The sequence below is a fragment of the Paenibacillus sp. QJM3NY_38 genome, from assembly GCF_056173265.1.
The window spans coordinates 85,001-108,728 of record NZ_CM149665.1; the positions used below are offsets into that span (position 1 = coordinate 85,001).

At 47.8% G+C, this 23,728-nt stretch carries 23 protein-coding genes, 1 tRNA gene, 1 rRNA gene and 1 riboswitch; of the genes, 15 read left to right on the forward strand and 10 right to left on the reverse strand.

Going from position 1 to position 23,728, the window contains the following annotated elements; all coding sequences use genetic code 11:
- Positions 1 to 114 precede the first annotated feature (114 nt).
- The 10 genes from rrf (at position 115) to AC0VZ8_RS00440 (ending at position 9,104) form a co-directional block, all read left to right on the forward strand.
- Positions 115 to 231: ribosomal RNA gene (gene rrf / locus AC0VZ8_RS00395) — 5S ribosomal RNA — on the forward strand.
- A gap of 423 nt (positions 232 to 654) precedes the next feature.
- Positions 655 to 2,112: an IMP dehydrogenase gene (gene guaB / locus AC0VZ8_RS00400; protein ID WP_071221104.1), complete on the forward strand. Its 1,458-nt coding sequence runs from the start codon at positions 655 to 657 to the stop codon at positions 2,110 to 2,112.
- A 154-nt stretch (positions 2,113 to 2,266) separates the two neighbouring features.
- Entirely contained in the window at positions 2,267 to 3,670 is a 1,404-nt protein-coding gene (locus AC0VZ8_RS00405) for a D-alanyl-D-alanine carboxypeptidase family protein (RefSeq protein ID WP_475485707.1), read from the forward strand.
- 163 nt (positions 3,671 to 3,833) lie between these two features.
- Positions 3,834 to 4,715 carry a pyridoxal 5'-phosphate synthase lyase subunit PdxS gene (gene pdxS / locus AC0VZ8_RS00410; protein WP_071221106.1) on the forward strand — a complete coding sequence of 294 codons (882 nt, stop codon included), beginning with the start codon at positions 3,834 to 3,836 and terminating at the stop codon, positions 4,713 to 4,715.
- 15 nt (positions 4,716 to 4,730) lie between these two features.
- A complete protein-coding gene (gene pdxT, locus AC0VZ8_RS00415; RefSeq protein WP_475485708.1) occupies positions 4,731 to 5,318 on the forward strand; it encodes a pyridoxal 5'-phosphate synthase glutaminase subunit PdxT in 588 nt (195 codons plus the stop codon).
- A 189-nt stretch (positions 5,319 to 5,507) separates the two neighbouring features.
- Positions 5,508 to 6,791: a serine--tRNA ligase gene (gene serS / locus AC0VZ8_RS00420; RefSeq protein WP_071221108.1), complete on the forward strand. Its 1,284-nt coding sequence runs from the start codon at positions 5,508 to 5,510 to the stop codon at positions 6,789 to 6,791.
- A 72-nt stretch (positions 6,792 to 6,863) separates the two neighbouring features.
- Positions 6,864 to 6,952: transfer RNA gene (locus AC0VZ8_RS00425), tRNA-Ser, on the forward strand.
- Positions 6,953 to 7,115: 163 nt separating this feature from the next.
- Positions 7,116 to 7,457, forward strand: a complete 342-nt coding sequence (locus AC0VZ8_RS00430) for a hypothetical protein (protein WP_194540324.1) — start codon at positions 7,116 to 7,118, stop codon at positions 7,455 to 7,457.
- A 106-nt stretch (positions 7,458 to 7,563) separates the two neighbouring features.
- Complete coding sequence (locus tag AC0VZ8_RS00435; RefSeq protein ID WP_071221110.1) at positions 7,564 to 7,713, forward strand: spore protein; 150 nt, start codon at positions 7,564 to 7,566, stop codon at positions 7,711 to 7,713.
- Between the two features lie 305 nt (positions 7,714 to 8,018).
- Positions 8,019 to 9,104: a hypothetical protein gene (locus tag AC0VZ8_RS00440; protein ID WP_475485709.1), complete on the forward strand. Its 1,086-nt coding sequence runs from the start codon at positions 8,019 to 8,021 to the stop codon at positions 9,102 to 9,104.
- A gap of 78 nt (positions 9,105 to 9,182) precedes the next feature.
- Here the strand turns inward: AC0VZ8_RS00440 and tadA are convergent, their stop codons facing one another.
- Positions 9,183 to 9,620, reverse strand: a complete 438-nt coding sequence (gene tadA / locus AC0VZ8_RS00445) for a tRNA adenosine(34) deaminase TadA (protein ID WP_475487623.1) — start codon at positions 9,618 to 9,620, stop codon at positions 9,183 to 9,185.
- Positions 9,621 to 10,039: 419 nt separating this feature from the next.
- On the opposite strand from tadA, the gene AC0VZ8_RS00450 reads away from it, so the two are divergent.
- Together AC0VZ8_RS00450 and rluF are read left to right on the forward strand one after the other, a co-directional pair.
- A complete protein-coding gene (locus AC0VZ8_RS00450) occupies positions 10,040 to 12,334 on the forward strand; it encodes an ATP-binding protein (protein WP_475485710.1) in 2,295 nt (764 codons plus the stop codon).
- A gap of 33 nt (positions 12,335 to 12,367) precedes the next feature.
- Positions 12,368 to 13,069 (forward strand): 23S rRNA pseudouridine(2604) synthase RluF, encoded by a 702-nt coding sequence (rluF, locus tag AC0VZ8_RS00455; protein ID WP_260069539.1) that lies wholly within the window; start codon positions 12,368 to 12,370, stop codon positions 13,067 to 13,069.
- A gap of 111 nt (positions 13,070 to 13,180) precedes the next feature.
- On the opposite strand, the gene motB is transcribed toward rluF, so the two are convergent.
- Positions 13,181 to 13,987, reverse strand: a complete 807-nt coding sequence (gene motB / locus AC0VZ8_RS00460; RefSeq protein WP_071221115.1) for a flagellar motor protein MotB — start codon at positions 13,985 to 13,987, stop codon at positions 13,181 to 13,183.
- The gene (motA, locus tag AC0VZ8_RS00465) at positions 13,971 to 14,771 is read right to left on the reverse strand and encodes a flagellar motor stator protein MotA (protein ID WP_071221116.1); all 801 of its coding nucleotides are present in this window, start codon (positions 14,769 to 14,771) and stop codon (positions 13,971 to 13,973) included. Before motA ends, motB begins: the two co-directional genes overlap by 17 nt.
- 191 nt (positions 14,772 to 14,962) lie before the next feature.
- On the opposite strand from motA, the gene AC0VZ8_RS00470 reads away from it, so the two are divergent.
- Positions 14,963 to 15,256 (forward strand): hypothetical protein, encoded by a 294-nt coding sequence (locus tag AC0VZ8_RS00470; RefSeq protein ID WP_071221117.1) that lies wholly within the window; start codon positions 14,963 to 14,965, stop codon positions 15,254 to 15,256.
- Positions 15,257 to 15,364: 108 nt separating this feature from the next.
- Complete coding sequence (locus AC0VZ8_RS00475; RefSeq protein WP_071221118.1) at positions 15,365 to 15,679, forward strand: 4a-hydroxytetrahydrobiopterin dehydratase; 315 nt, start codon at positions 15,365 to 15,367, stop codon at positions 15,677 to 15,679.
- Positions 15,680 to 15,780: 101 nt separating this feature from the next.
- Here the strand turns inward: AC0VZ8_RS00475 and AC0VZ8_RS00480 are convergent, their stop codons facing one another.
- The 6 genes from AC0VZ8_RS00480 to AC0VZ8_RS00505 form a co-directional block, all read right to left on the reverse strand.
- On the reverse strand, positions 15,781 to 16,137 hold the full coding sequence (locus AC0VZ8_RS00480; protein WP_006207476.1) for a c-type cytochrome: 357 nt from the start codon (positions 16,135 to 16,137) through the stop codon (positions 15,781 to 15,783).
- Positions 16,138 to 16,298: 161 nt separating this feature from the next.
- The gene (locus tag AC0VZ8_RS00485) at positions 16,299 to 16,799 is read right to left on the reverse strand and encodes a GNAT family N-acetyltransferase (RefSeq protein ID WP_216535521.1); all 501 of its coding nucleotides are present in this window, start codon (positions 16,797 to 16,799) and stop codon (positions 16,299 to 16,301) included.
- A 140-nt stretch (positions 16,800 to 16,939) separates the two neighbouring features.
- Positions 16,940 to 17,413, reverse strand: coding sequence for a C40 family peptidase (locus AC0VZ8_RS00490; protein ID WP_071221151.1), 474 nt, complete (start codon positions 17,411 to 17,413; stop codon positions 16,940 to 16,942).
- Between the two features lie 447 nt (positions 17,414 to 17,860).
- Positions 17,861 to 18,334 carry a C40 family peptidase gene (locus AC0VZ8_RS00495; RefSeq protein WP_071221120.1) on the reverse strand — a complete coding sequence of 158 codons (474 nt, stop codon included), beginning with the start codon at positions 18,332 to 18,334 and terminating at the stop codon, positions 17,861 to 17,863.
- A gap of 3 nt (positions 18,335 to 18,337) precedes the next feature.
- A riboswitch (cyclic di-AMP (ydaO/yuaA leader) is annotated at positions 18,338 to 18,477 on the reverse strand.
- 348 nt (positions 18,478 to 18,825) lie between these two features.
- Positions 18,826 to 19,653 carry a hypothetical protein gene (locus AC0VZ8_RS00500; RefSeq protein WP_475485711.1) on the reverse strand — a complete coding sequence of 276 codons (828 nt, stop codon included), beginning with the start codon at positions 19,651 to 19,653 and terminating at the stop codon, positions 18,826 to 18,828.
- An 11-nt stretch (positions 19,654 to 19,664) separates the two neighbouring features.
- Positions 19,665 to 21,656: a M1 family metallopeptidase gene (locus AC0VZ8_RS00505; RefSeq protein ID WP_475485712.1), complete on the reverse strand. Its 1,992-nt coding sequence runs from the start codon at positions 21,654 to 21,656 to the stop codon at positions 19,665 to 19,667.
- 147 nt (positions 21,657 to 21,803) lie between these two features.
- On the opposite strand from AC0VZ8_RS00505, the gene AC0VZ8_RS00510 reads away from it, so the two are divergent.
- Positions 21,804 to 22,322, forward strand: a complete 519-nt coding sequence (locus tag AC0VZ8_RS00510; RefSeq protein ID WP_475485713.1) for a YwhD family protein — start codon at positions 21,804 to 21,806, stop codon at positions 22,320 to 22,322.
- A 101-nt stretch (positions 22,323 to 22,423) separates the two neighbouring features.
- On the opposite strand, the gene AC0VZ8_RS00515 is transcribed toward AC0VZ8_RS00510, so the two are convergent.
- Positions 22,424 to 23,593, reverse strand: a complete 1,170-nt coding sequence (locus AC0VZ8_RS00515; RefSeq protein ID WP_475485714.1) for a stalk domain-containing protein — start codon at positions 23,591 to 23,593, stop codon at positions 22,424 to 22,426.
- Positions 23,594 to 23,728 lie beyond the last annotated feature (135 nt).

A 23,728-nucleotide genomic window follows, 5' to 3' on the forward strand; every position in this document is an offset into this window, starting at 1 on the left:
GCAACGCCGAATACTTTCCGGGGACCCCGATACCACATCGGGTAATGCTACGGATTCTAATCAACGCAAATTTCGTTTCGTATCTAGTTTTCAGGTGATCAAACATCTGAACCGTTTGGTGGCGATGGCGGAAGGGTTCCACGCGTTCCCATACCGAACACGACCGTTAAGCCTTCCAGCGCCGATGGTACTTGGACCGAAGGGTCCCGGGAGAGTAGGACGTCGCCAAGCGAACAACCATAAAGACCGTTATCGAGTCATCGATAGCGGTCTTTTCCTATATTCAATAACATGTGTTTACGAAATCGAGGACTATCCCGTACCGGGTTGGGTGATACTAAACGACAGCGATTCATTGTCCCTAGGATGGTGCCCCAACGGTTGGCATATTGGCAGACAGGGCTTTAACCTGGGTAAGTCTCCATTTAATAGAAGAAACCCGGTCTGTTTGTCCATTCCAAAGAGACAGGATAACGCGCTGGATGGATACTTGCGAACTTCGAGCAAAGGGCGAATTTCAATCCTTGACAGCCTATGGGCCCTTTGCTAAGATGGCAATAATATATTTCTGAAAATACTTGAAAATGCCGTCCGGTCCAGCTCTGACAGTAGTTGTAGTCCGCAGGAAGACGACAAAAAGGAGGAATAACCCAGGTGTGGGAAGATAAGTTTAGCAAGGAAGGCTTCACTTTTGACGATGTATTGTTGGTTCCTAGAAAATCCGAGGTGCTTCCAAAAGAAGTAGATGTTAGCACCAAATTGAGCGAGCATGTAAAATTGAATATCCCGCTCATCAGTGCAGGAATGGACACCGTAACGGAAGCTCCTTTGGCAATTGCCATTGCTAGAGAAGGCGGAATTGGCATTATTCATAAAAATATGACCGTTGAACAACAAGCAGAAGAGGTAGATCGGGTTAAGCGTTCGGAAAGTGGTGTTATTACGAATCCGTTCTCACTCCATGCTGATCATCTTGTATCCGATGCAGAGAAACTCATGAGTAAGTTCCGGATTTCCGGCGTACCGATCGTAGATAAGAACAATAAGCTGATCGGTATTTTGACGAATCGTGACCTTCGTTTTGTTCATGACTACAATACGGTAATTAGTGAAGTAATGACCAGCGAGAATCTGGTGACAGCTCCGGTCGGAACGACTCTTCAAGATGCCGAAATGATTCTGCAGAAGCATAAGATTGAGAAGTTGCCTTTGGTAGACGAAGATAATGTTCTTAAAGGACTTATCACGATTAAAGATATTGAGAAAGCGATTCAGTTCCCTAGAGCTGCCAAGGATGCTCAAGGCCGCCTGCTTGTAGGTGCAGCGATCGGAATTTCCAAAGATACCTTCGAAAGAGCAGAAGCGCTTGTGAAAGCTGGCGTAGACGTCATTACCGTTGACTCTGCCCACGGTCACCACATCAATATCATTGATTCCGTTCGCAAATTGCGCGAAGTATATCCGGATCTGACGATTATCGCTGGTAACGTGGCTACAGGCGAGGGTACAAGAGAGCTTATCGAAGCCGGGGCATCCGTCGTTAAAGTCGGAATTGGGCCTGGATCGATCTGTACGACGCGTGTCATTGCCGGGATTGGCGTACCGCAAATTACAGCGATCTATGATTGTGCAACGGTTGCTAAGGAATACGGAGTGCCGATTATTGCAGATGGCGGTATCAAATACTCCGGCGAAATTACAAAAGCGATCGCAGCCGGAGCAAGTGCAGTTATGCTGGGCAGCATGTTTGCCGGTACGGAGGAGAGTCCGGGCGAAGCTGAGATCTATCAAGGACGCCGTTTCAAGGCTTACCGCGGTATGGGTTCCCTTGCTGCCATGAAACAAGGCAGTAAAGACCGTTACTTCCAAGATGACGATAAGAAACTGGTACCGGAAGGCATCGAGGGCCGTGTTGCTTACAAAGGGCCTTTGGCAGATACCATCCATCAACTGATCGGTGGATTGCGCTCTGGTATGGGCTATTGCGGTACACAAAACCTGGAGGAACTGCGGAATGACACCCAGTTCATCCGGATCTCTGGTGCAGGACTCCGCGAGAGCCATCCGCATGATATCCAAATTACCAAAGAAGCACCTAACTATTCCTTGTAATTCACTCGAAAGAACAAGGATAAACAATATATATGTCATTTATTTCCTGGACAAGCTGGATGAAATTCATCTAGCTTGTCTTTTTTTGATACCCCCCCTATGATAGAATAGAACAAGTTAATGACTTATTGAGAATTAGAGGGGAGTAATTCCATTGATAGACAAGTCTGTAAAGAAGAATAAGCGACAACGCATTCAAAGAACGCTGGCATCCTTGATGCTGTTTAATATACTGTGTTTCTCTGCTGCGCCTGCGGTTTCGCTTGCGGCGCCTCATATGCTGGCAACAGCGGATACGACGAAAGCGACAGAAGACAAGGCGTCAACGAATAATGCGAAGCCGGATAAAGTGCCATCGATTGATCAACTAAATTTGGATGTAAGCTCTGCCGTATTGATAGAGCCATCTACAGGCCAAGTGTTGTTATCTATTAATGCTGATGAAGCATTACCACCGGCGAGCATGACGAAGATGATGACGGAATATATCGTTGCGGAGAAAGTAAAACAAGGCGAGTTAGCTTGGGATGATGTTGTTACCGTGGGGGAAAATGCAGCAAAAACCGTGGGGTCACGGATATTTTTGGCCGAAGGCGATCAACATACAGTGGAAGAGCTCTACATAGCGATGGCTGTCGGTTCGGCGAATGATGCGACGGTAGCATTGGCTGAGCATGTGGCTGGTTCCGAAGCGGAGTTTGTTACCATGATGAATGATACGGCGAAAAAGATGGGGCTGAAGACAGCGTTCTTCATAAACTCCACAGGTCTTAGCCGTGCCGATATGCCAGAAAAGTATCGCCCTGCGGAGGATAAGGAAACGGTAATGTCGGCAATGGATACCGCTCTGCTTGCCAAATATATCGTTGAGGATCATCCTGATTTTTCGAGATTTACGGCCATTCAGTCCCATAAATTCCGGCCGCGCGACACGAATCCGATTATCAACTACAACTGGATGCTTGAGGCTAATAAAAGTATTACCAACTTTAAGTCCTATGCGTATGAAGGTTTGGACGGCTTAAAAACCGGTCATACCAATGCGGCGGGTTATTGCTTTGCTGGTACCGCTGAACGCGATGGTATGCGTCTGATTAGTGTTGTTATGGGTACGAAATCTGAAGGTGCCCGTTTTAAAGAGACCAAAAAAGTCCTGGATTACGGCTTTGACAACTTTGAAGTGAAGGAAGTGCAAGCTGCCGGGGCAACCGTGCAAGGCTTTGAAACGGTCGAAGTGAAGAAGGGCAAAGGCAAAGAAGCTGCGCTCGTAACCGACAAGGCTCTCACTTTTGTTGTTCCAAAAGGTTCAAGCGGCAAGAACATTACTTTCGAAGCCAAGGTGGACTCGTCCAGCATGACGGCGCCTGTTGCTAAAGATACGAAGGTGGGCACGGTAACCTATACCTATAAAATAGAAGGCATGAAGGAAGCTCAGACCGAAACGGTGAATTTAATCACAGCGGAGGAAGTTGAGAAGGCCGGCTGGTTCAAGCTGTTCCTGCGGGCGATTGGAGACTTTTTTGCCGATTTGTTTGATTCCATCAAAAATCTTTTCTAACAGCCGATAAATTCCGAGTAAATGGGTTGTGTATTTGATTTTGATGCGGTAAAATATCGAGTTAGATTCATTGCAAGTATGCACCTATACGGGTACAGTCCATATCGCCAGGGAATGCTGTAAAGGCGATGAGATACAACATATAATCGGGGGGCTAGGGGACATGGAAACAGGAACATCAACTGTAAAAAGAGGTATGGCGGAAATGCAAAAAGGCGGCGTCATTATGGACGTCATGAATGCGGAACAAGCAAAGATCGCTGAAGCTGCCGGTGCAACGGCAGTTATGGCGCTGGAGCGCGTTCCTTCTGATATTCGCGCTGCTGGGGGCGTAGCACGGATGGCTGACCCAACCATCGTTGAGGAAGTCATGAAAGTTGTATCCATTCCAGTTATGGCCAAAGCTCGCATCGGTCATTATGTCGAGGCGAAAGTGCTTGAATCTCTGGGCGTGGATTATCTCGACGAGAGCGAAGTGCTGACACCGGCGGATGAAGTGTTCCATATCGATAAATGGGATTTCACGGTACCGTTCGTATGCGGCGCAAAGGACCTTGGTGAAGCGCTGCGACGTATTGGTGAGGGTGCATCCATGCTCCGTACGAAAGGCGAGCCGGGAACAGGTAATATCGTGGAAGCCGTTCGGCATATGCGCCTCATCAACAGCCAAATCCGTAAAGTTCGCAACATGTCGAAGGACGAGCTGTATGCCGAAGCGAAGAACCTTGGTGTTTCCTATGACCTCCTGAAGGGCATTCATGAGACAGGCAAGCTCCCTGTCGTTAACTTTGCAGCTGGCGGCGTGGCAACACCTGCAGATGCCGCATTGATGATGCATTTGGGCGCTGACGGCGTCTTTGTTGGATCCGGTATTTTCAAATCGGACAGCCCTGAGAAATTCGCTCGTGCGATCGTTGAAGCGACTACGCATTATGATGATTATAAATTGATTGCTGAAGTATCCAAGAACCTGGGTACTCCGATGAAAGGCATCGAGATATCCAAGCTTAGTCCGGCTGAGCGCATGCAGGATCGCGGCTGGTAAGAGAGAAGGGGTAACATGAAGGTCGGCGTACTGGCACTTCAGGGTGCCGTTGCAGAGCATATTCGAAGCATCACGCTTGCTGGTGCCGAGGGAGTGCCGATCAAGAAGGTCGAGCAGTTGGGCGGCATTGACGGCTTGATTATACCTGGCGGTGAGAGCACTACCATCAGCAAGCTGATGCGCAAGTATGATTTTATGGATGCGATACGTCAGTTCTCAGCCCAGGGTAAACCGATATTCGGAACATGCGCCGGACTGATCGTGCTGGCTGAACGAATTCAAGGCGACGAAGAGGCCCATCTGAAGCTGATGGACATCACGGTGGCGCGGAACGCATTTGGACGTCAGCGTGAAAGCTTCGAGACCGATTTGCCTGTAAAAGGAATCGAGGAAACGGTACGCGCAGTCTTTATTCGTGCGCCGCTCATTCTCGAGGTGGGTGCTGGCGTTGAGGTTTTGTCCACCTATAAGGATGAGATCGTTACAGCCAGACAGGGGCATCTGCTTGCAGCTTCCTATCATCCGGAGCTGACGGACGATTACCGACTTCATCAATATTTTGTGGAGATGGTTCGATCCCGGTCTGCGGCACCACAGACGTAATAGTTACAGTAGAAGACATCTTGACTCTTTGGCAGTATGTGGGAGTCAAGTTGTCTTTTTCGCTGAAATACAATAAGATGTATCGTATGTAATAATGTACACTGCAGCCTTGTCCCAAGGCTTTTTATCAACATATAGGGCAGCTGCTTCGATATACTTGATGGATGTTTTACTTTAGGAGGGTTTCCCGTGTTAGACGTAAAAATATTGCGCAGCGAGTACAGTCGTGTAGAAGAAGCGCTGAAGAATCGAGGCAAATCGCTCGATCTGATTGCGGATTTTCCTAAGCTTGACGCCCGGCGCCGGGAATTGCTGCAGGAAAGCGAAAGTTTGAAGAATCGCCGCAACACCGTGTCGGCTGAAGTAGCCAAGCTGAAGAAGAATCGTGAGAATGCAGATGATCTGATACTGGAAATGCGACAAGTGTCGGACCAGATTAAAGCGATGGATGAGGAAGTTCGTGAGCTGGAAGCCAGCATATCCGAGCTTACTTTGGCGATTCCGAATATTCCTCATGAGAGTGTGCCGGTAGGCGCCTCGGAGGAGGAGAACGTTGAAATCCGCCGCTGGGCTGAGCCAAAAACTTTCGATTTCGAGCCTAAGGCCCACTGGGAGCTTGCTCAGAATCTGAGTATTTTGGATTTTGAAGCAGGTGCGAAGGTAACGGGTTCGCGGTTTACGTTCTATAAAGGTTTAGGTGCTCGCCTTGAGCGTGCCTTGATCAGTTTCATGATGGATCTGCACAGCGACAAACACGGCTATGAGGAGATGCTGCCTCCATATATCGTCAACCGGGACAGCTTGTACGGAACAGGACAGCTGCCTAAATTCGAAGAGGATTTATTCAAGATTAGCGATACCGACTATTACCTGATTCCAACCGCTGAGGTTCCTGTAACGAACTACCATCGCGAGGAAATCTTAAATAGCGAGGATCTGCCTAAATATTACGTGGCGTACAGCTCCTGTTTCCGTTCGGAAGCCGGCGCGGCAGGGCGCGATACACGGGGACTTATTCGTCAGCATCAGTTCAACAAAGTTGAGATGGTGAAAATTGTACACCCGGAAACATCGTTTGATGAGCTTGAGAAGATGACGGCGGATGCGGAACGCGTGCTTCAGCTGCTGAATCTTCCTTATCGTGTTATGGCTCTCTGTACTGGGGATATGGGCTTTGGATCCATGAAGACATACGATCTGGAAGTTTGGCTTCCGGAGAGCGGTGTATATCGCGAAATCTCCTCATGTTCGAACATCGGGGACTTCCAGGCACGCCGTGCCAACATTCGCTTCCGTCCGGAACCGAAGAGCAAGCCTGAATTTGTCCACACCTTGAATGGTTCCGGGCTTGCGGTAGGACGTACCGTTGCTGCGATTCTGGAGAATTATCAACAGGCTGACGGATCCGTGGTTATTCCTGAAGTACTTCGCCCGTACATGGGGAACGTTAGTATCATCGAACAGAAAAAATGAGTTGATAAAACAGTTTGTCTTGTGGTATAATGATTTTTGCACGTGATTCATTTGCATGGATCATTACCACACGGAGAGGTACCGAAGCGGTCATAACGGGGCGGTCTTGAAAACCGTTAGGGGGCAACTCCACATGGGTTCGAATCCCATCCTCTCCGCCATACATATCAAACGCAAACCGTTTCCTTAGGGAAACGGTTTTTTTGCTCTTTTTTTATTAGGAATCATTGCGTGGTCTTCCAATCAGTTGGATTCTGCTTTATGGAGGGGGCTGTATAAAACATCACCTGTTATCGCAATTTATAGAGAAGGGGAGGTGTGAACATGAACTCAGAACTGAATGTGGATCAGTCGACGCTGGTCAATGCCTGGCAGGAAAGGCTGCCCACCATATTAAAGCCGGGAGATCGCGCAGAAGTGGCTGCAGACGAAGGGGATCCGAACGCCATCCGCATTCACATTGATGCAGCAGGTCGCCAGGAGTATTCATTTGATTTTCAATGCACGTATGTGGATTCACGGGAAGTAAAAGTCGATTTGGTCGATGTAGAGCGTGATGGCGCAACGACGGATGAGCGTAATGAGAACATTCAGGGCATGGTCGGCGACTATACGCGCCATATTCATGAGTGTGCCCAAACGCTGCAACAAATCACGCATCACTAGTTCCATAAATGATGGAGACAGTTTCCATACTGTCCATCATGGTATGGACATCAAAGGCAGGATAGCGTAAGACATCGTTGTGATCCATGAAATGGAGGGCTATCAGATGAGCAAACCAAAAGCGATTCCGGTACCGGAAGCACAGGAGCAGCCGAAGCAGCGCAAGGACCATGACCGTGGCGGCCAGGAGCCGCTGTCAGGCTCGCATAGAGCGAAGATCCGTAATCAGGATGGACATTTCAATCCGGAGGGCTAGAAGCCTGTAGGAATGAATGCTGAGAGCTAGAAAGCAAGAATCGAGGGAACTTTCTGTCATTCGACAGGAAGTTCTTTTTTTCGTTCTGAAACCTTTTGCGTCCAACTTCCGTATTAGTTTTCAAGTGTAATATTTTGGGGCCCCACCTTATTCGCATGTTAAGAAGTTTGAAATTAAGATGGATGGAAAAAGAAAGGAAATAAAATTTCAGTAAATATTCCAGAAAGTGTTTCTCATTTTGGTTAAATGGTTTATGATTAGAAGGTCTGTTATTTTTTTGACTGTTAGAGGGGAGAGAAATTTTAATGAACAAGAAGTTTGCAGCTATCATGCTGACACTGCTGCTCACAGTGACAGTTGTACTTTCTGGCTGCGCCAAAAAAGAAGAGCCTAAGGCAGCGATGACGAATGCTGCTACGAACGCGATGAAGATGACATCCTACGAAATGAAGAGTAAATTTGTCATTGAAGACCTTCAAGTTAACATACCTGCAGTTGAAGGCGATCCAAGTGTAACACAGGCGATGACGATGTTGAAGAATGCTGAGGTTACGCTTGATGGTATCTACCAAGCTGATCCAATGCAAACCGAGATGAACATGGGTATCAATCTGAAGGGTGACATGGCGATGTCCTTCAATATTGATATGGTGATGACGAAAGAGAAAATCTACGTTAAAGTTCCAAGCATTCCAATGCTGCCATTCCCAGAGGACGTTGTTGGTAAGTTCCTCATGATGGACATGAAAGAGCTTGCTGAGCAATCCGGTGAAACGTTTAGCCCAGAAAGCCTGGATACCGAGAAGTCCCAGAAATTCGTTAACGAAATTCTTGAAGCCTTGCTGAGCGAGTATGACCAAGCGAAATACTTCAAAGAGATCAATGTTAAAGATGCTGGCCTTCCAGAAGGCGTAGACGCTAAACAAGTGGTTCAATTCTTTGTAACCAATGATAACCTGAATGAAGCACTGGATATTATGGTTAACAAGGTTGCACCTAAGGTTGTTGACATTGCAGCTAAAGACGAGTACCGCGAATTGCTGGGTCTGACCCAAGAAGATATTGACGCTGCTAAAGCTGAAGTATCTAACGTTAACCAAGACGAATTCAAAGCGGGCTTGGAAGAGATGCAGAAGTATCTGAAGATCAACACATTCAACATCAACACGGCTATCGATAAAAAGGATTTCCCTGTGTACCAGGATGTTGTGTTGAACGTTGATTTCAACGATCCAGAAACCAATGAGAACGTGAAGTTGGCTGTGAAGGGTAGCACCCAATACAACAACATCAACGCTAAACAAGAGTTCAAAATCGGTATTCCAAAAGATGCTGATGTCATCACGATGGAGCAATTTGAGGAATCCATGAGCCAAATGGGCACTTATTAATATTATTCATCACAGACAACAAAACCCGGCCTTCATGGCCGGGTTTTTACGTTGTTATACTTATACTCTACATAAGGATCATAGTTTCCCGCGCAAACGTCGGAAGAACTGAGTGAGCAGTGATGCGCATTCTTCCTGCAGCACGCCCTCAACCACGTTAGTTCGGTGATTAAAACGCGGCTCTTGAAGCAAATTCATCAGTGTTCCGGCACAACCGGCTTTGGGATCACCAGTGCCATAGATCAGCTGTGGGACCCGGGATTGGACGATAGCTCCTGCACACATGGGACAGGGCTCCAACGTCACGTATAATCGGCAGTCCAGCAGCCGCCATGCTCCAAGATGCTGGCTTGCCTCCCGAATAGCTACCATCTCGGCATGGGCCGTACCATCATAAGTCGTTTCACGCAAATTGTATCCACGGCCAATAATCTCATCGCCCCGAACGATGACAGCACCAATCGGAACTTCACCGAGCTCTTCAGCTTTCCGTGCTTCTGCAATGGCTTCTCTCATCCAGTGTTCATGATTATCGTTATCCACAGCCAGTGGGTCTATTGAATTTGATATCAAACTAAAGTCTCCTTTCACAGCCCGTTAAAACCCTGTATTTATACCCAATGTTCAACGAACATTTATTCGTTTGTTAACATGTTGTGGACAGAATTGTGGATAAGTAAAATATTATACACAAAGTTATGCACATTATCCCCAGATAAGTTGTGTATTTGTGCGCAATCTGTGGATACGTTGTTTATTTTACCGGGATTGACCTCTTATATTGTAAGGATTCCTTATTTCAATAGCAATGCGATTGTGGAAAAAACCATATAGCCATAACGCCGCTTGTCTTTTCAAACGTTCGTGATCAAGGTATCATGAGGGTATTAGATTCGCAAGTCGTCTATGTGACAGCAGAAAGGTGAAGATGCCACTTGTCGATTAAGACGAAGTTATCGATGATCATGTCCATATCGGTATTATTTATACTTCTGCTCAACATTACGCTGAACTATTACACGACCCAGGAAAATTTGCAGCAGGATAGTGAAACTAAGATGGTGATGGCCGCTACTCAGATCGCCATTACGGTCCAGCAAACCGGCTTTAGTTCTGCATATGTGGATAACATATTCGGTGATATGCTGAAAGTGGCTGCGGTCAACGCGGCAAAAGCTTTGGATCCGGATATTAACAATATAACCAATCAGCAATTGGTGGAATTGAGTAAGGAGATTGGCGTCACTCACATTTCATTAATGGTTCGGACGAATGATGATATCGTTGTTGCCCGATCCTCCTCGCAAGATGAAATCGGCCTTTCAACAAAGAACTGGGGGTATTGGCATACGGCTTTTCTGGAATTGTTCCAGTATGGTAAAGTCGTCTCAGTTACCGAGGGCCAGCGCGCCGATCATTTTTGGTCGGGACCGTTTGAGTTCTCTACTTCCAATCCGGAATTCATTGATAAATGGGGATACTATTACGATAGCAAACGCAATTATATTATTGATCCCTACATAAGGAATTCCAATATCAAGGACTTTGTGAAGATTACAAGTCCGGACACCGTTGTGAAAGAGACCTTGAAGTCGAATCCGCGGATATTGGAAGTAACAGGCATCAACCCTGAAACGTTTGGCAATGAATATATGAGGGAAGATGGAACGGATGACGTTCACCACAAGCTTCGCAATCGACCGATTACATTCGGCACCTATGACTATGGGAGCCTGGACCAAGATGCAGAAGCTGTGCAGAAAGCTGTTTCTACCAGCGATAATGTGGTATTTGTCAGCACCATCAATAATAAGAAGGTGCTGAAAAGCTTCATCCCTATCGTATCCGAAAATAAGCCGACCAGTGTCATTAGTGTCGTTATGGACTATGAAGCCATCTCCTCTGTGATGAGGGAGCAAATGATCAGTCTTGTGGCGATCTCATTGGTTTTATTGGAAATTGTGATATTCGGCAGTTATATTGTTGCAGGGTATTTTACCAAGCCGATCCAGGCTATCCTTGGAACTGTAAATGATGTGTCGGATGGTCACTTTGATCGAAGGCTGGAGGTAAGCAGCCGGGACGAGCTGGGTCAGCTTGCAGGTCGAATCAATGCGATGACACGTAATCTGGGCAACTATACGAGCCAGTTGAAGCAAATGGTCGATGAGAATCAGTCCGTTAAGGAATATCTGGAGTCTGTCATTAATCAGACAGCCGACGCCATTCATACAACCGATACCTATGAACGGGTTATTAGTGTAAATAAAGCGTTTGAGCAATTGTATGGTTGGAAGGCGCACGAAGTGGTTGGACGGAAGCCTGCACTTGTCCCTCCGGCTAAAGAGGAAGAAGAAAAGGAACGCATCCGCCGCCTGCGGGCCGGAGAACGGCTTCCTCCAGTGGAGACGGTCCGCCTTCACAAAGATGGAAGCGCTATTGAGGTCAGCATCAGCACCTCGCTGGTGCGCGATGAGAACGGTGAGGTTACCTCCATGATTAGCGTGTCTCGGGATGTGACGGAACGCAATCGCATCGAGGAGCTGCTGCGACGTTCGGAGAAGCTCAATACTGTTGGCCAGCTGGCCGCCGGCGTTGCCCATGAGATCCGGAATCCGCTGACGACCCTCCGTGGATTTCTGCAGCTTCAGCAGCAGACCCACAAGGTCAATCCGGACCATATTGATCTGATGCTGTCGGAGCTGGATCGAATTAATCTGATTGTCAGTGAATTTCTGATATTAGCGAAGCCGCAGGCGATTCATTTCCAAGAGAGGGATGTACGAATCATTTTGAGAGATGTCATTTCTTTCCTCGACAGCCAAGCCCATTTGTACAGCATCGAGTTCAAATTGAAGTTTACTGAAGCACTAACCTACGTACACTGTGAGGAGAACCAGCTCAAGCAGGTGTTCATCAATCTGCTCAAGAATGCGATTGAAGCGATGCCGGATGGCGGCAGGATCTGGATTGAGCTTTCAAGGCCGAAGGGTGAATGGGTCCAAATCGACATTCGGGATGAAGGGCAAGGCATTCCGGAGGATCTGATGCCGCATCTTGGCGAACCGTTTATTACGAATAAGGAAACGGGCACAGGGCTGGGATTGATGGTAAGCCAGCGTATTATTCAGGGCCACCGGGGTATGATGGAAATCGAGAGTGAAGTGGGAGCGGGAACGAAGGTGAGTATAGTTCTGCCTGCGGTTCAGCGGAATGCGATTGAGGGATAAGCAAGAAGTAGTTACAGATAAGGGGATGGCATCTTGAGAATCAATAAATTTATCAGTGAAACGGGATATTGCTCACGGCGAGAAGCGGACAAACTGGTGGAGAGCGGGAAGGTTACCATTAATGGCGTGGTTGCAGTCCTTGGGAGCCAGGCAGAAGAAGGAGACGATGTCCGGATTCAGGGAAAGCCGCTTCAAGATAAGAAGAAGCATGTGTATATTGCTCTTAATAAGCCGGTCGGGATTACAAGCACCACCGAACCGCATATTAAGGGCAATATTGTAGACTTCGTAGGCCATAAGGAGCGTATTTTTCCTATCGGACGATTAGATAAGGACTCCGAGGGGCTGATTCTGCTGACGAATGATGGGGATATCGTCAATAAGATCCTTCGCTCCGAGGGGAAACATGAGAAAGAATACATTGTGACGGTGGATCGCCCGGTAACGGAATCCTTCCTTAGCGGGATGTCCAGCGGCGTCAAGATTTTAGGTGAGATGACGCTGCCCTGTGAGGTCACTCGAATGTCCGACCGAGTGTTCCGAATCATTCTGACAGAGGGAAAAAATCGTCAAATCCGCAGAATGTGCAGCGCTTTTGGTTATGAGGTCCGAAAATTACAGCGAATACGGATTATGAATATCCGTCTCGGCAGTCAACGCATTGGCGCTTGGCGTGATCTTAACGAGAAGGAAAAGGAAGAGCTTGGTCGGCTGCTGAACTATAGGCTCGAGTAGCAGGCTGAAATACATCTATAACCCTACACAAAAACAACCGATGGATCTGGAGACCAGATGCATCGGTTGTTTATTGTGTGTTATAGTCTGTAGGGACCGTTCCCTTTTGAGTTATTCATTCACGCTGGTAAAGGTCGCACTATCCTGGTATTTACGTATAATGGAAACCTCGACTCTGCGGTTCTTCGCTCGTCCAGCAGCGGTGTTGTTATCGGCAATCGGATGGTATTCACCATAACCGATCGGCATGAACCGTTTAGGATCCAACTCCGAGTTGGTGAGCAGAATCTTCATGAACTGCAAGGCACGATCCGAGCTTAAATCCCAATTCGACGGATATCGGCTGTTAGAGATTGGCACATTGTCCGTATGTCCGGATACAATAATTTCATAGTCCGGGAACTTATGAAGCATTTGTGAGATTGCCTTGGCCAATTTGCGGGCCTCCGGTTTCACAACAGCTTCGCCGGAAGGGAACAAGGCGTTATCCCGTATCGTAATGACAAGCTGGGAGTGGTTCAACTTGGTGCTGAGCTCCGAGGTTAAACCGTTATTTTTAATATAATTATCGAGCTGCTTCTTTAGCTTCTCCAGATCCTGTTGTTCCTGACGCATCAGCTCTGCACGTCTTTGGTCAGGTGTTGTTGCGGGAACGGAAGGGGATGTCGCTTTATGATCTTTAATATTGGGCGGATCATCACTGGATTCCGTTTTACTGTAATCCAGCACGCCGGTCCCGCCAGTGAGAGCAACGCTGAAGGCTTCGCTCATTTCTTGAAATTTGCGTGCGTCTGTCGCGCTCATGGCGTATAGCACCAGGAACAGGGCCAGAAGCAAGGTCAGTAGGTCTGCGTAAGGAAGAAGCCAGGATTCGTCGGCATGCTCCTCATGCGGCTCGTGCCTAGTCTTTTTGCTCACTAGCACCAGCCTCCCTCTCGCTGAGCTCAGCCCGTTCGGACGGTGTCAGGAACACGGAGAGCTTTTGATTGATTGCAATGGTGGATACACCGGATTGAATAGACAGCAGGCCTTCTACCATCATCAGGCGGATTTCAACCTCGCGTTTGGATAGACGCTTGAGTTTATTCGCAATCGGGTGACAGATAACATAACCGGTGAAGATACCGAGCAGGGTAGCAATAAACGCAGCCCCGATAGCATGAGCGAGTTCGCCCATATCTTCCATGTGGGACAGTGCAGCGATCAAACCGATAACGGCTCCGAGTACCCCGAGGGAAGGTGCATACATGCCGGCCTGCGAGAAGATCAATGAACCGGAACGATGGCGCTCCTCGGTGGCATTAATATCTTCCATTAAAACGTCACGTACGAATTCCTGATCGTTGCCGTCGATGATCATGCGCATCCCATTACGCAGGAAGCTGTCATCGATTTCATCAACTTTGGTTTCCAGAGCCAGAAGTCCTTCACGGCGTGTGATCGAAGCCCATTCCATAAACAGCTTGATCATGTCCGTCTTGTCCATCAAATTCTGTTTCATGAAGGTCATTTTGACCAGCTTCGGAACCTTTTTCAGCTCGGATAGCGGAAATCCGATGAATAAAGTTGCTGCCGTACCGCCAAGAATGATTAGATAGGCTGCCGGGTTATACAAAGCGAGAAGGGAGGCACCTTTAAGAATCATGCCCACCAGTACCGCGACGATACCGAGGATTAAGCCTATAATTGTTGAAATTTCCATACCACACCTCATCCGTGAGAAATAAAATAACGAATCCATTCGTCAGAACGGCTCTCATGGAGAACCGGGCCCCTTATGTGGGGCGTTATCCTATTTATCGTCAGGTCGGGCTTTTTTTTTTAGTTGTAATTTCCGGTATAATGGAAGGAAGGGAAATGAAGCTAAGTACGGCAAGGAAAGGAGTGATTAAGATGGGCGTTAAACACGGAAGGGATTATGGCGAAATTCTGGCAGAACTGACCGAGGCGGTTGGGCGAATTTCTGACAGCTATGTCTTCTTTGAAATGGAAGCTGAGGATTGGGGCAATTTGGGCGAAGCCGAGCAAAATGAGGTTCATGAGGCGCTGGCAGAGGATTTGTTCTATGCGCTGGGCACAGAGCCGGTGATTAATGTTGGCAGCGGCGTGGTCATGCATGATCAGACGAACCATCGAATACATATTTTGATTGGTGAAGAAGAGTTGGCTTTTGTGGCCCTTGTGTAATCACTCCAGTTATCAACAGATACAGGGCAGAATAGAATAGATGACAGATAGCCCATATTACGGTTAGTCGGCTTTAAGATAGGTTTTTTTCGGGGAGGAAGATAAAAGATGCTTTATACGCAGCAAGAAGTAGAGGCTCATCTGGAAAAGCTTGAGGGTTGGGAATTTGAACAAGGGAGATGGATTGTACGAAAGTATACCTTCTCCTCCTTCATGAAGGGAATCGCTTTTGTTGATGAAGTGGCAGCTATTTCGGAAGCTTTCGGACATCACCCCTACATCACCATAGATTATAAAGTCGTTACACTTCGTCTCACTTCTTGGGACGACGGTGGCATTACGGCTGTGGATATTAAGGAAGCGCAGCAGTTTAACGAAGCCTATGAGAAGAGTCGTTCGAAGGATGGCAAGGCGGGACAATAGAAGGGGAGACCATTAGTCCCTTTAGAGGTCCCGAATATGTAAAAAACACGCTTGCAACGGGAACAACTCCAGGTGCAAGCGTGTTTTGCGTATAAGCTGATTTATTTTTTCTCAGCAAGGTACAGCGCGATGTTTGCGATTTCTTCAGGTTTAAGTTGGTCTTTAAAGGAAGGCATTCCCTTACGACCTTTGGTTACAACGTTGAAGATCGCGTCCGCATCCATGTGTCCGCCTACTTGATTCAAAGCCGGCCCAGCGCCGCCTTGAAGTTGGTCGCCGTGACAGCTAATGCAGCTTGCTTTCAGTGTGGCTTCCGCTGCGGCTGCATCGAGAGTCACTTCCGGCATGGTCGGCTTCTCTTCCTGAGCTACCTGTTCCTTACCTGGGAGCGTAAACATCAGCGCGATAGCTAACGCACATGCGACGAAGAACAATCCGCTCATGATCCATTTTTGCATCGTCATATCGTCCCTTCTATGTATACTGCACTTTTGCACTTGTCTCCATTATAAACCAACATCCATAGACAGCATAGCCAGTTGTGACAAAAAAAGCAACTATACGGCGCAGCTTCATAAAAAGTACACAAAATTGTGCTTTTTCATATAGACAAAGATTACTATTCCTCATTTGTCGGGGGCTCATACACCATACAGTGGAAAAGGGCGTTGCCCGTTGGCGTAAGCCGCTCATACGTATCGGTGATGTGAAAGCCTGCCCTTTGATAAGCGCGGATTGCTCGCTCATTCCAGGTCATTACCTCAAGGTCAATTTCGTCGGCAGGCCGCCTCCGTCTGGCTTCCCGGACAATCGTCTGCATAAATCGTTTACCCATTCCACGCCCGCACCAATCAGGACGCATGCCAAGTCCGATTCGTGTAACCTCATGCATCGGAAACAGCTGGGCAAATCCCCAGAGGGCCTCCCGCTCATCCAGAACCGAGATGTACTGTCTCTGGCGAATGTCCGGATCGCCAAACTCCACCTCAAGCCCTTTCATCTGCTCCCAGGGAAGAAAGCCATAGATATTATAGGGAGGAGGGTAGGCCCAAGCGCATATTTCTTCGGCGTGCTCTTCACGCATGACTACGGTGTGAAATGTAATCGGTGTGGCATCCATTTGCGAAGTCCTCCTATCGTCTGCATAAAATAATAATCATATTACGAACATCCAAGTCGCATCAAAAAAGCCCGCAAAAGAGAGGTAAGGGCTCCTTTAACGGGCAAGCATTATGTATAGGGAAGATTAGCCTCTACAGCTTAGGATGATTCACCGACCGACTCTTCATACTTATCATCGCTCATGATACGCTTTGCACCGACGTATCGCTGGTCGTAGTAATCCTCTGCCAGGCGGTTGATAACCACGCCGCGGTTGGAGGAAGCATGGGCGAATTTGCCATCGCCGACATAAATGCCGACGTGGGAGATGCCCTGGCCCGATGTGTTAAAGAACACCAAATCGCCAGCGCGCAGCTCCTTACGGGACACGCTTGTCCCCATGTCGAATTGAGAGCCGGATTGATGCGGGAGCTTTAGACCGAGTTTAGCGTAAACGTACATGGTGAAGCCGGAACAGTCAAATCCGCTCGTGGTTGTACCACCGTAGCTGTATCTTGTACCTAGAACCTTATCGATTTCCTGATCCAGCGCACCATCAGCAAACACGCTGCCAACGCCCAAAGTGAACAACAGCGTGATACTTAGGGCTGCTGTCGATAATGTTTTCTTCAGCATGGAAAGCTCCTTTTCGTTGCCGGGAGGCATAGCAATCTATATATTAAAGCACTTACATTAATGACAAAGTTGTTACTGCGTCCATTCTATCAGACAGCAAGCGAGATTGGCAATTATTTCTTGATGGATTTTGCTATTTTTCAATAGCATTAACTGTCGAAGCACCAAGGAAAATCAATATTTTTCCAAAATGGGTGTTTAATGACGAGAGAGAAGGGTAAATAAAGGATAGATGATGTGAAGACACGGCGAAGTGAAGTGGAACTGAAGTGAACTTGTATAATAAATTTCATTTTTTTTCGAAAAAGCGGGAACTTTTTTGCTGTGCTGAACGTTATAAAGGTATACGCACAATCAACAAAAGAAAAAAGCCGCTGGATGAGATCGGCACAATCTCATAAACCCAGGGCTTTCTTGTAAGAGTAAATCAATTAAGTTCCAACATTAATTGTAGTTCACAGCTACAGATTTGTACGTATTCTGACTCATAATTCTCTTAGCGCCTACATATCGGTTGGCGTAATAGCTCTGGCTCAGCGGACTGATAATGACACCGCGCGAAGATGAAGAATGAGCGAATTTGCCGCTCCCGACATAAATACCCACATGAGATACACCTCTACCGGATGTGTTGAAGAACACGAGATCGCCAGCTTTCAGTTTGCTCTTGGATACGGCCGTACCTACTTTGTATTGAGCTGCAGACGTACGGGGCAGGCTAAGACCAAGCTTCTTGTAAACATAGCTGGTGAATCCGGAGCAGTCAAATCCATTCGTTGTAGTTCCACCTGTTTTGTAAGAAACACCAATGGCTGGTTTGATTGCAGTATTTAATTTGGAATCGGCGAAAGCGCTTCCGGTCCCTAATGTGAGTGCGAGTGCGAGGCCTAGAGAAACAGCCGTTAACTTCTTTTTCAAAACAAAAGCTCCTTCCATTGCCTGCGAGGTTAGCTTAAGGGTTCGGTTGAAGGTCCCCTATGATCCCTCTCTTGCGAGATCAATTCACCCAAAACGGATCCCCCGCTTCCCATATCGTTATGGGAATTCGGCTCCTTAAAATGTTGATGAACCCATTCATTGACGTTTGACGTTCCAACATAGTTAGCGAATTACAACGTTCCTAACATAAAAGTTACAGTAAAGATGACAAAGTTGTTACTAACATATTCGTTATTTTAGCAGAGTATTAACAATTTGGCAAACGAGGAAACATTATTTTTAAACAAAAAAACCTGTCCCCATCTTAAGGGAACAGGTTTTTTTGTAATATGGCGTTCAGAAATTTGTAATATTAAGGATAAATGAACTCTTATTCTCTGTAAAATCTAGCGCGGGATAGAAACGTGTCGCTTCTGATTACAGCTTATTCGCGAGCGTGTTTCATTATTTTAGGTGCCAAATTGTAACCATTAAGGATGCTGTGAGGAGGAATCTCTCCACAAATGATATTGAGCGGACATTGCCCAAATTTGGAAAAGTCCATTCAGGAAATAAGAGGCCTGCTGAATAATTAAGCCGATCAACCCGGCCCAGAAGAGCGAGGCCGAGCTCAGGAGCAGCAGAATGACACAGGCGGATCCGCCGATGGTGATGGATAACAGCATTGCTGTGCCCAAGCGGCGGAAGAGCGCATGGATAGAGCTGATCATGCTGGATTCGCCGGTACGGCCAAATTGCATATAGAGCAATAACAGGCGGATCAGATAGGCGTACAAGAACCAGCCAGCTGCATAGGGCAGTGCATGAAGCAGCAGCACAGGCTCCTGAATTCCATTCAGCAGAATCGGGAGGATTTTGGGCAGAATCCAGTAACCGGGCGCGAAGGTGAGAATAAGCTCAACCAGATAGAATAGCGTTACGGGTTTCCACAGTTTCCGCATGCCAGTGAAGAAGAATAAACCGCGCTCGCCCTTGGCTTCCTGGTGAAGGTTGTAGAAGATGCCGGCCCGAATGAGCGGGGTGAGGATCATCCGGATCAGGAGCAAACCGGCCAGAAGCCATCCGTAGGTGTGTACTGTGCTGCTCAAGGACAGGCTCATCTCGCCCTCGTAGAAGAATAAAAGACGGCTGAGCTCGTTAGGGGCGGAATCCGGATATCGCATCAGAAGGGGGACTACCGCCGATTTTACGAGTCGGTACAGGCAATATCCCCACAGCAAACGGTATAAGAAGAGCAGAATCGAGACGTATAGCTGGTCTTTAACACTGATCCACCCTTGGCCTGCGTAACTTTTCATGTGCTCCCCCCTCACCATGATAGGCTGCCGAACAGCGTCTCCACAAGCTTGGTAATACTGAGATTCCAGCGTGTAACCACCTTCGGATCCATTCCTGCCTTCATATAGTTATTAATGTGTTTATTCTCTAGGACGATGGAGTACTTCGGATCAACCATGGCCCAGGCGAGCGGAGAGCTGTACTCCAGGGTGTAAGCAACTTTGCCGTTTTTGCCGCTCCAGGTTCGTTCCACCGTTTTGCCGTCCTCAAAGGCGAACACGATCGGCACATCGGTGATATCCCCGTCCTTGCTCGTAATCTGGACCGTGGACTCATACCGAGGATTTTCAGCCTTGCCTTTATTTTTGGTTTTGATCACGTCGATGGCGACATCCGCCATCTGGCTTCCATATACATATTGGTCAAAATACGACTGCCAGGACGTTTTGCTTACTTGCTCGACGACTTTCTGAAAGTCAGATGTGGTTGGATGCTTGAAGCGGTATTTCTGGGCATAGGTATGCATAATCTTACCCATCATCTGTGGACCGACCTGCCGTTCGATGCCTTGCAGCACCAGCTTGCCTCTCGTATAAACATTCAGTGCGTAGTTTTCGTGAGAGCTGTATTTCCAGGATTCCATCTTCAGCGGTGCAGGGGAAGTAATGGATGCTCCCTGAGCCGCCGTATTGGAGGTAATCTCGTATTCTTTTTCCATTACTCGTTCTTCTGCATAGGTTGCAAAGGCCTCGTCCAGCCACGCTTCCTCAAATTCGTTACTTGCGATCATTCCGTAAAAATATTGATGGGCGATCTCATGAATAACGGTCCGCTCCAGTTCATATCCCGGCGAATCGTTCTTGGCACCGAAGGCGGTGACCAGCGTCGGGTATTCCATGCCGCCTGCACCGTTGCCCGATTCCGGCGGAACGACGATGGACAACGTGGAATACGGATAGGTTCCGTACCATTTTCCAAACGAAGCGAGTGCCGACTTGGCGGCATCAAAGTAACGCTCCTTTAAGTCTTTATGGGCTGGATCGAGATACACCTTGATGCGGACGCCAGGTACGCCTGGTGCGGAGAATGCTTCTTCTGCCGTGACAAAGTTCGGCGATGCCGACCAGGCAAAATCATGTACGTCATCCGCGTAAAACTGATAAATTTTTTCCCCGTTTGATTTTTGGGCAGGCTTGGTAGGGAAACCGGTCGCGGCGACAATGTAATTTTCGGGCACTCGGATGCGAACGCTGTAAATGCCGAAGTTGGAATAGAATTCGGAGTTGCCGTGGTATTGATGAAGATTCCAGCCTTCCTCTGCTCTTCCGCGAAGACCGGCCGGTTCATAGACCGAAATTTTCGGAAACCATTGGCCAGCCATAATAAAATTTTCGGTGGTTCCCATGCGGGCAAATATTTTGGGAAGCTCGACCTCGAACTCCAAGTGAATGGTAACACTCTCTCCGCTCTTGATGGGTTTAGGCAACCTTAGCTTGGCAAGGCTGTGATCCTTGATGTTGCCGTCATCGGGTTGAACAAATTGAAGGCGATGGGTCAGGGCCAGTCCTTCGGTTGTTTTCACGCTGGTAATGGTCATGGAGCCGTATCCGTCATCTGGCATGGGATCGGAACGAAGCCTGCCGCCTGATTCCTTCATAAAAGTCGTGTCATTGGAAGCAAATGCATTGGGATACAGATGAAAGTACAGCTCGTTTACGCTTTTTTTGCCTGGATGAGTCCAAGTGAGTGTCTGTTTGCCCTTAAGCTTGTTCTCCTCAGGCTCGTACCGAACATCCATATGATATTCCACCAGCCGGTCGCTTAAGGCCGGAGCGGGAATATTAGGCTGCACCTTAGGCGGTGAGAGCGGGGCCTTCTCCACGGCGGAGGCGGAGGGCTTGCCAGCATTTGGGGCAAGAGCAGACGCTGAGGACCCTGGATTCAGAAATATCGGCATCGATCCTGCAAGCAAACCTAGGGCAAGCAGGGATGATAGAAAGACTTTGGCACGTGGTGGGACCATATCGAACAACCTCCCGTTGACAAGCATCTAGTGCATGTATATGTTTGCTTTTGGGGGATTATTAGTTAAAATAAAATTATTGGGACATGGTTATCAATTTAGCAGCTGATACGTAAGAATCGGCTCTGATATAGGAGGTCGGCAGCAGTGGAGAATGAAGAGCAGAAGCAGGGTGCGAAGAAACCGATTGCTTTGAATATTATTAATAGCAAGAGTAAGCATAAAGGGTTTGGATCAGGCTCCATCGATCTGAACAGTCTGTCACCCGTCATTATCGATAATGGCGAGGCCCGAGTGGATATTGGGGCCATGCATGCCAAGAGTAAGGTGGAGAAGGGTATCCGTTTCAGCATGAACCGGGATGAAGTGCCCAATGGACGCCAGGTATGGATCGTGTGGGTGGCTGTTGATCGTACCGCGGAAGGACAGCATTATGCAGGCATGACCGCCTGTGAAATGTGGATCGACCACGAGGCCCGTCGCGGTTGGAAGATCCTCGCCGATCATGTGAATAAAATGGATGCGGCGATGAAGCGCAAGATCATTCTGGATGGTCTTGGCGACGTCGAGAAGAAGGCACTGCGCGAGCTGCTGATTTCGCGTAACGAGGAATGGTGGAATGCATCGCCGGAAGAATTCAGGGAAGCTCTTCAGACAGCGGAATGATACAATAAATTAAAGCAGCCTTTCCAAAAAGCGACGAACATGAAGAAGACCGGTTGGATTCGTGAATGAATCCGGCCGGTCTTCTATTATTTGCATAACGATTAGAATGGAAGGGTGTAGGTCAGCTTTTCTTTTTGATCGAGAAACGGATTGTTGTATTGGAACGTCAGCTTGCCGCCGGCATATCCGAGATACGTAAGGCCGTCACCAATGAAGCCCACCTCATTCGGCGGCATTTCCTCAATGACCTTGATGGTTTCCTCGTCCAGAAGCTCAGGATAGATAAGCTCGGCTGCCTTGCCTGTCGGATGGACGATATACAGGGTCGCCTTCGTGTAAGGTCGGACGAGCAGGAAGTCCTGTTCAATCGCTTCTACGATAAAACTATCCTTTACTCCCGTGAGCGCGGCCAGGTCATAAGTTTTGACCGTTTTGCCCATCGGATGAACCAGCTCAAGCGTACTGCCGTTCATCATGGCAATATTGCCTTTGTAGCTGAGTTGGTCCGGATGGTAGTTGATCCCGGCAAAATTGGAATGATTGGTTTTGGATAGCTTCAGGATTTTCTTGTCCTGTATAAGCACCCGGTATCTTCCCTCATGAATATGAGGTTCGCCGTAATAATTGGACAAGTCGACCACATAGGTATTGCTATTGATGCGATGTGCGCTTAAGCTGACTTGATCGATCTCCTCAACCGGAATTATACCAACCTGGGCTGGCGTGGATCCGGCTTTACCCATCGACAGCATACCATTCTCGCGATTTACCCAGAACAGCATATTGGCCTTGGAAGCATAGGCGTATTTTGACCAAGCATCAAAGGTCGTTCTAAGCCCGGATTTGCTGTCATATTTCAGAGGGATGCCGAAAGCTTTGGTAATCAGACTGGCTGGAACATAAGTCACGCCTTTCTTTACGACCGGAGCCGCCTCAAGCTTAAGAGGGGTCCCCTTGGCATTGACTGCGCGCGACTGACCGATGATAATGCGAACAGACTGTGTCGGGCTGTTAATATACAGCTCTTTTTTCCCGGGGATCATCAACTGCAGCTGCAGTTGTTCGGAAACTTCCTTCAATGGAATGAATACGACGCCCTTATTCGTATATGGTTTATGTTTCACATCCAGCGTGCTCCAGTTTGCCTTGCTCTGTGATGTGGAAGCTGCTGCCGCATGGGCTGGGATCGTTGCGAGCGATGACGACGTCAGCAATAAAGACATGGCTATGGATGCGGTACCTGCTAATTTGATGAGTTGCACGGATTTCATATCAGTTCCTCCTTAAGGTTTACACTCCCGCCTATATAAACGACTAAATAATGGGAAATGTTTCACCCTATCGCAAAATCATGTAAAAAATGATATATGCGATGGCGTAAGATGAGAGCTAGTGGCCAAAGGACG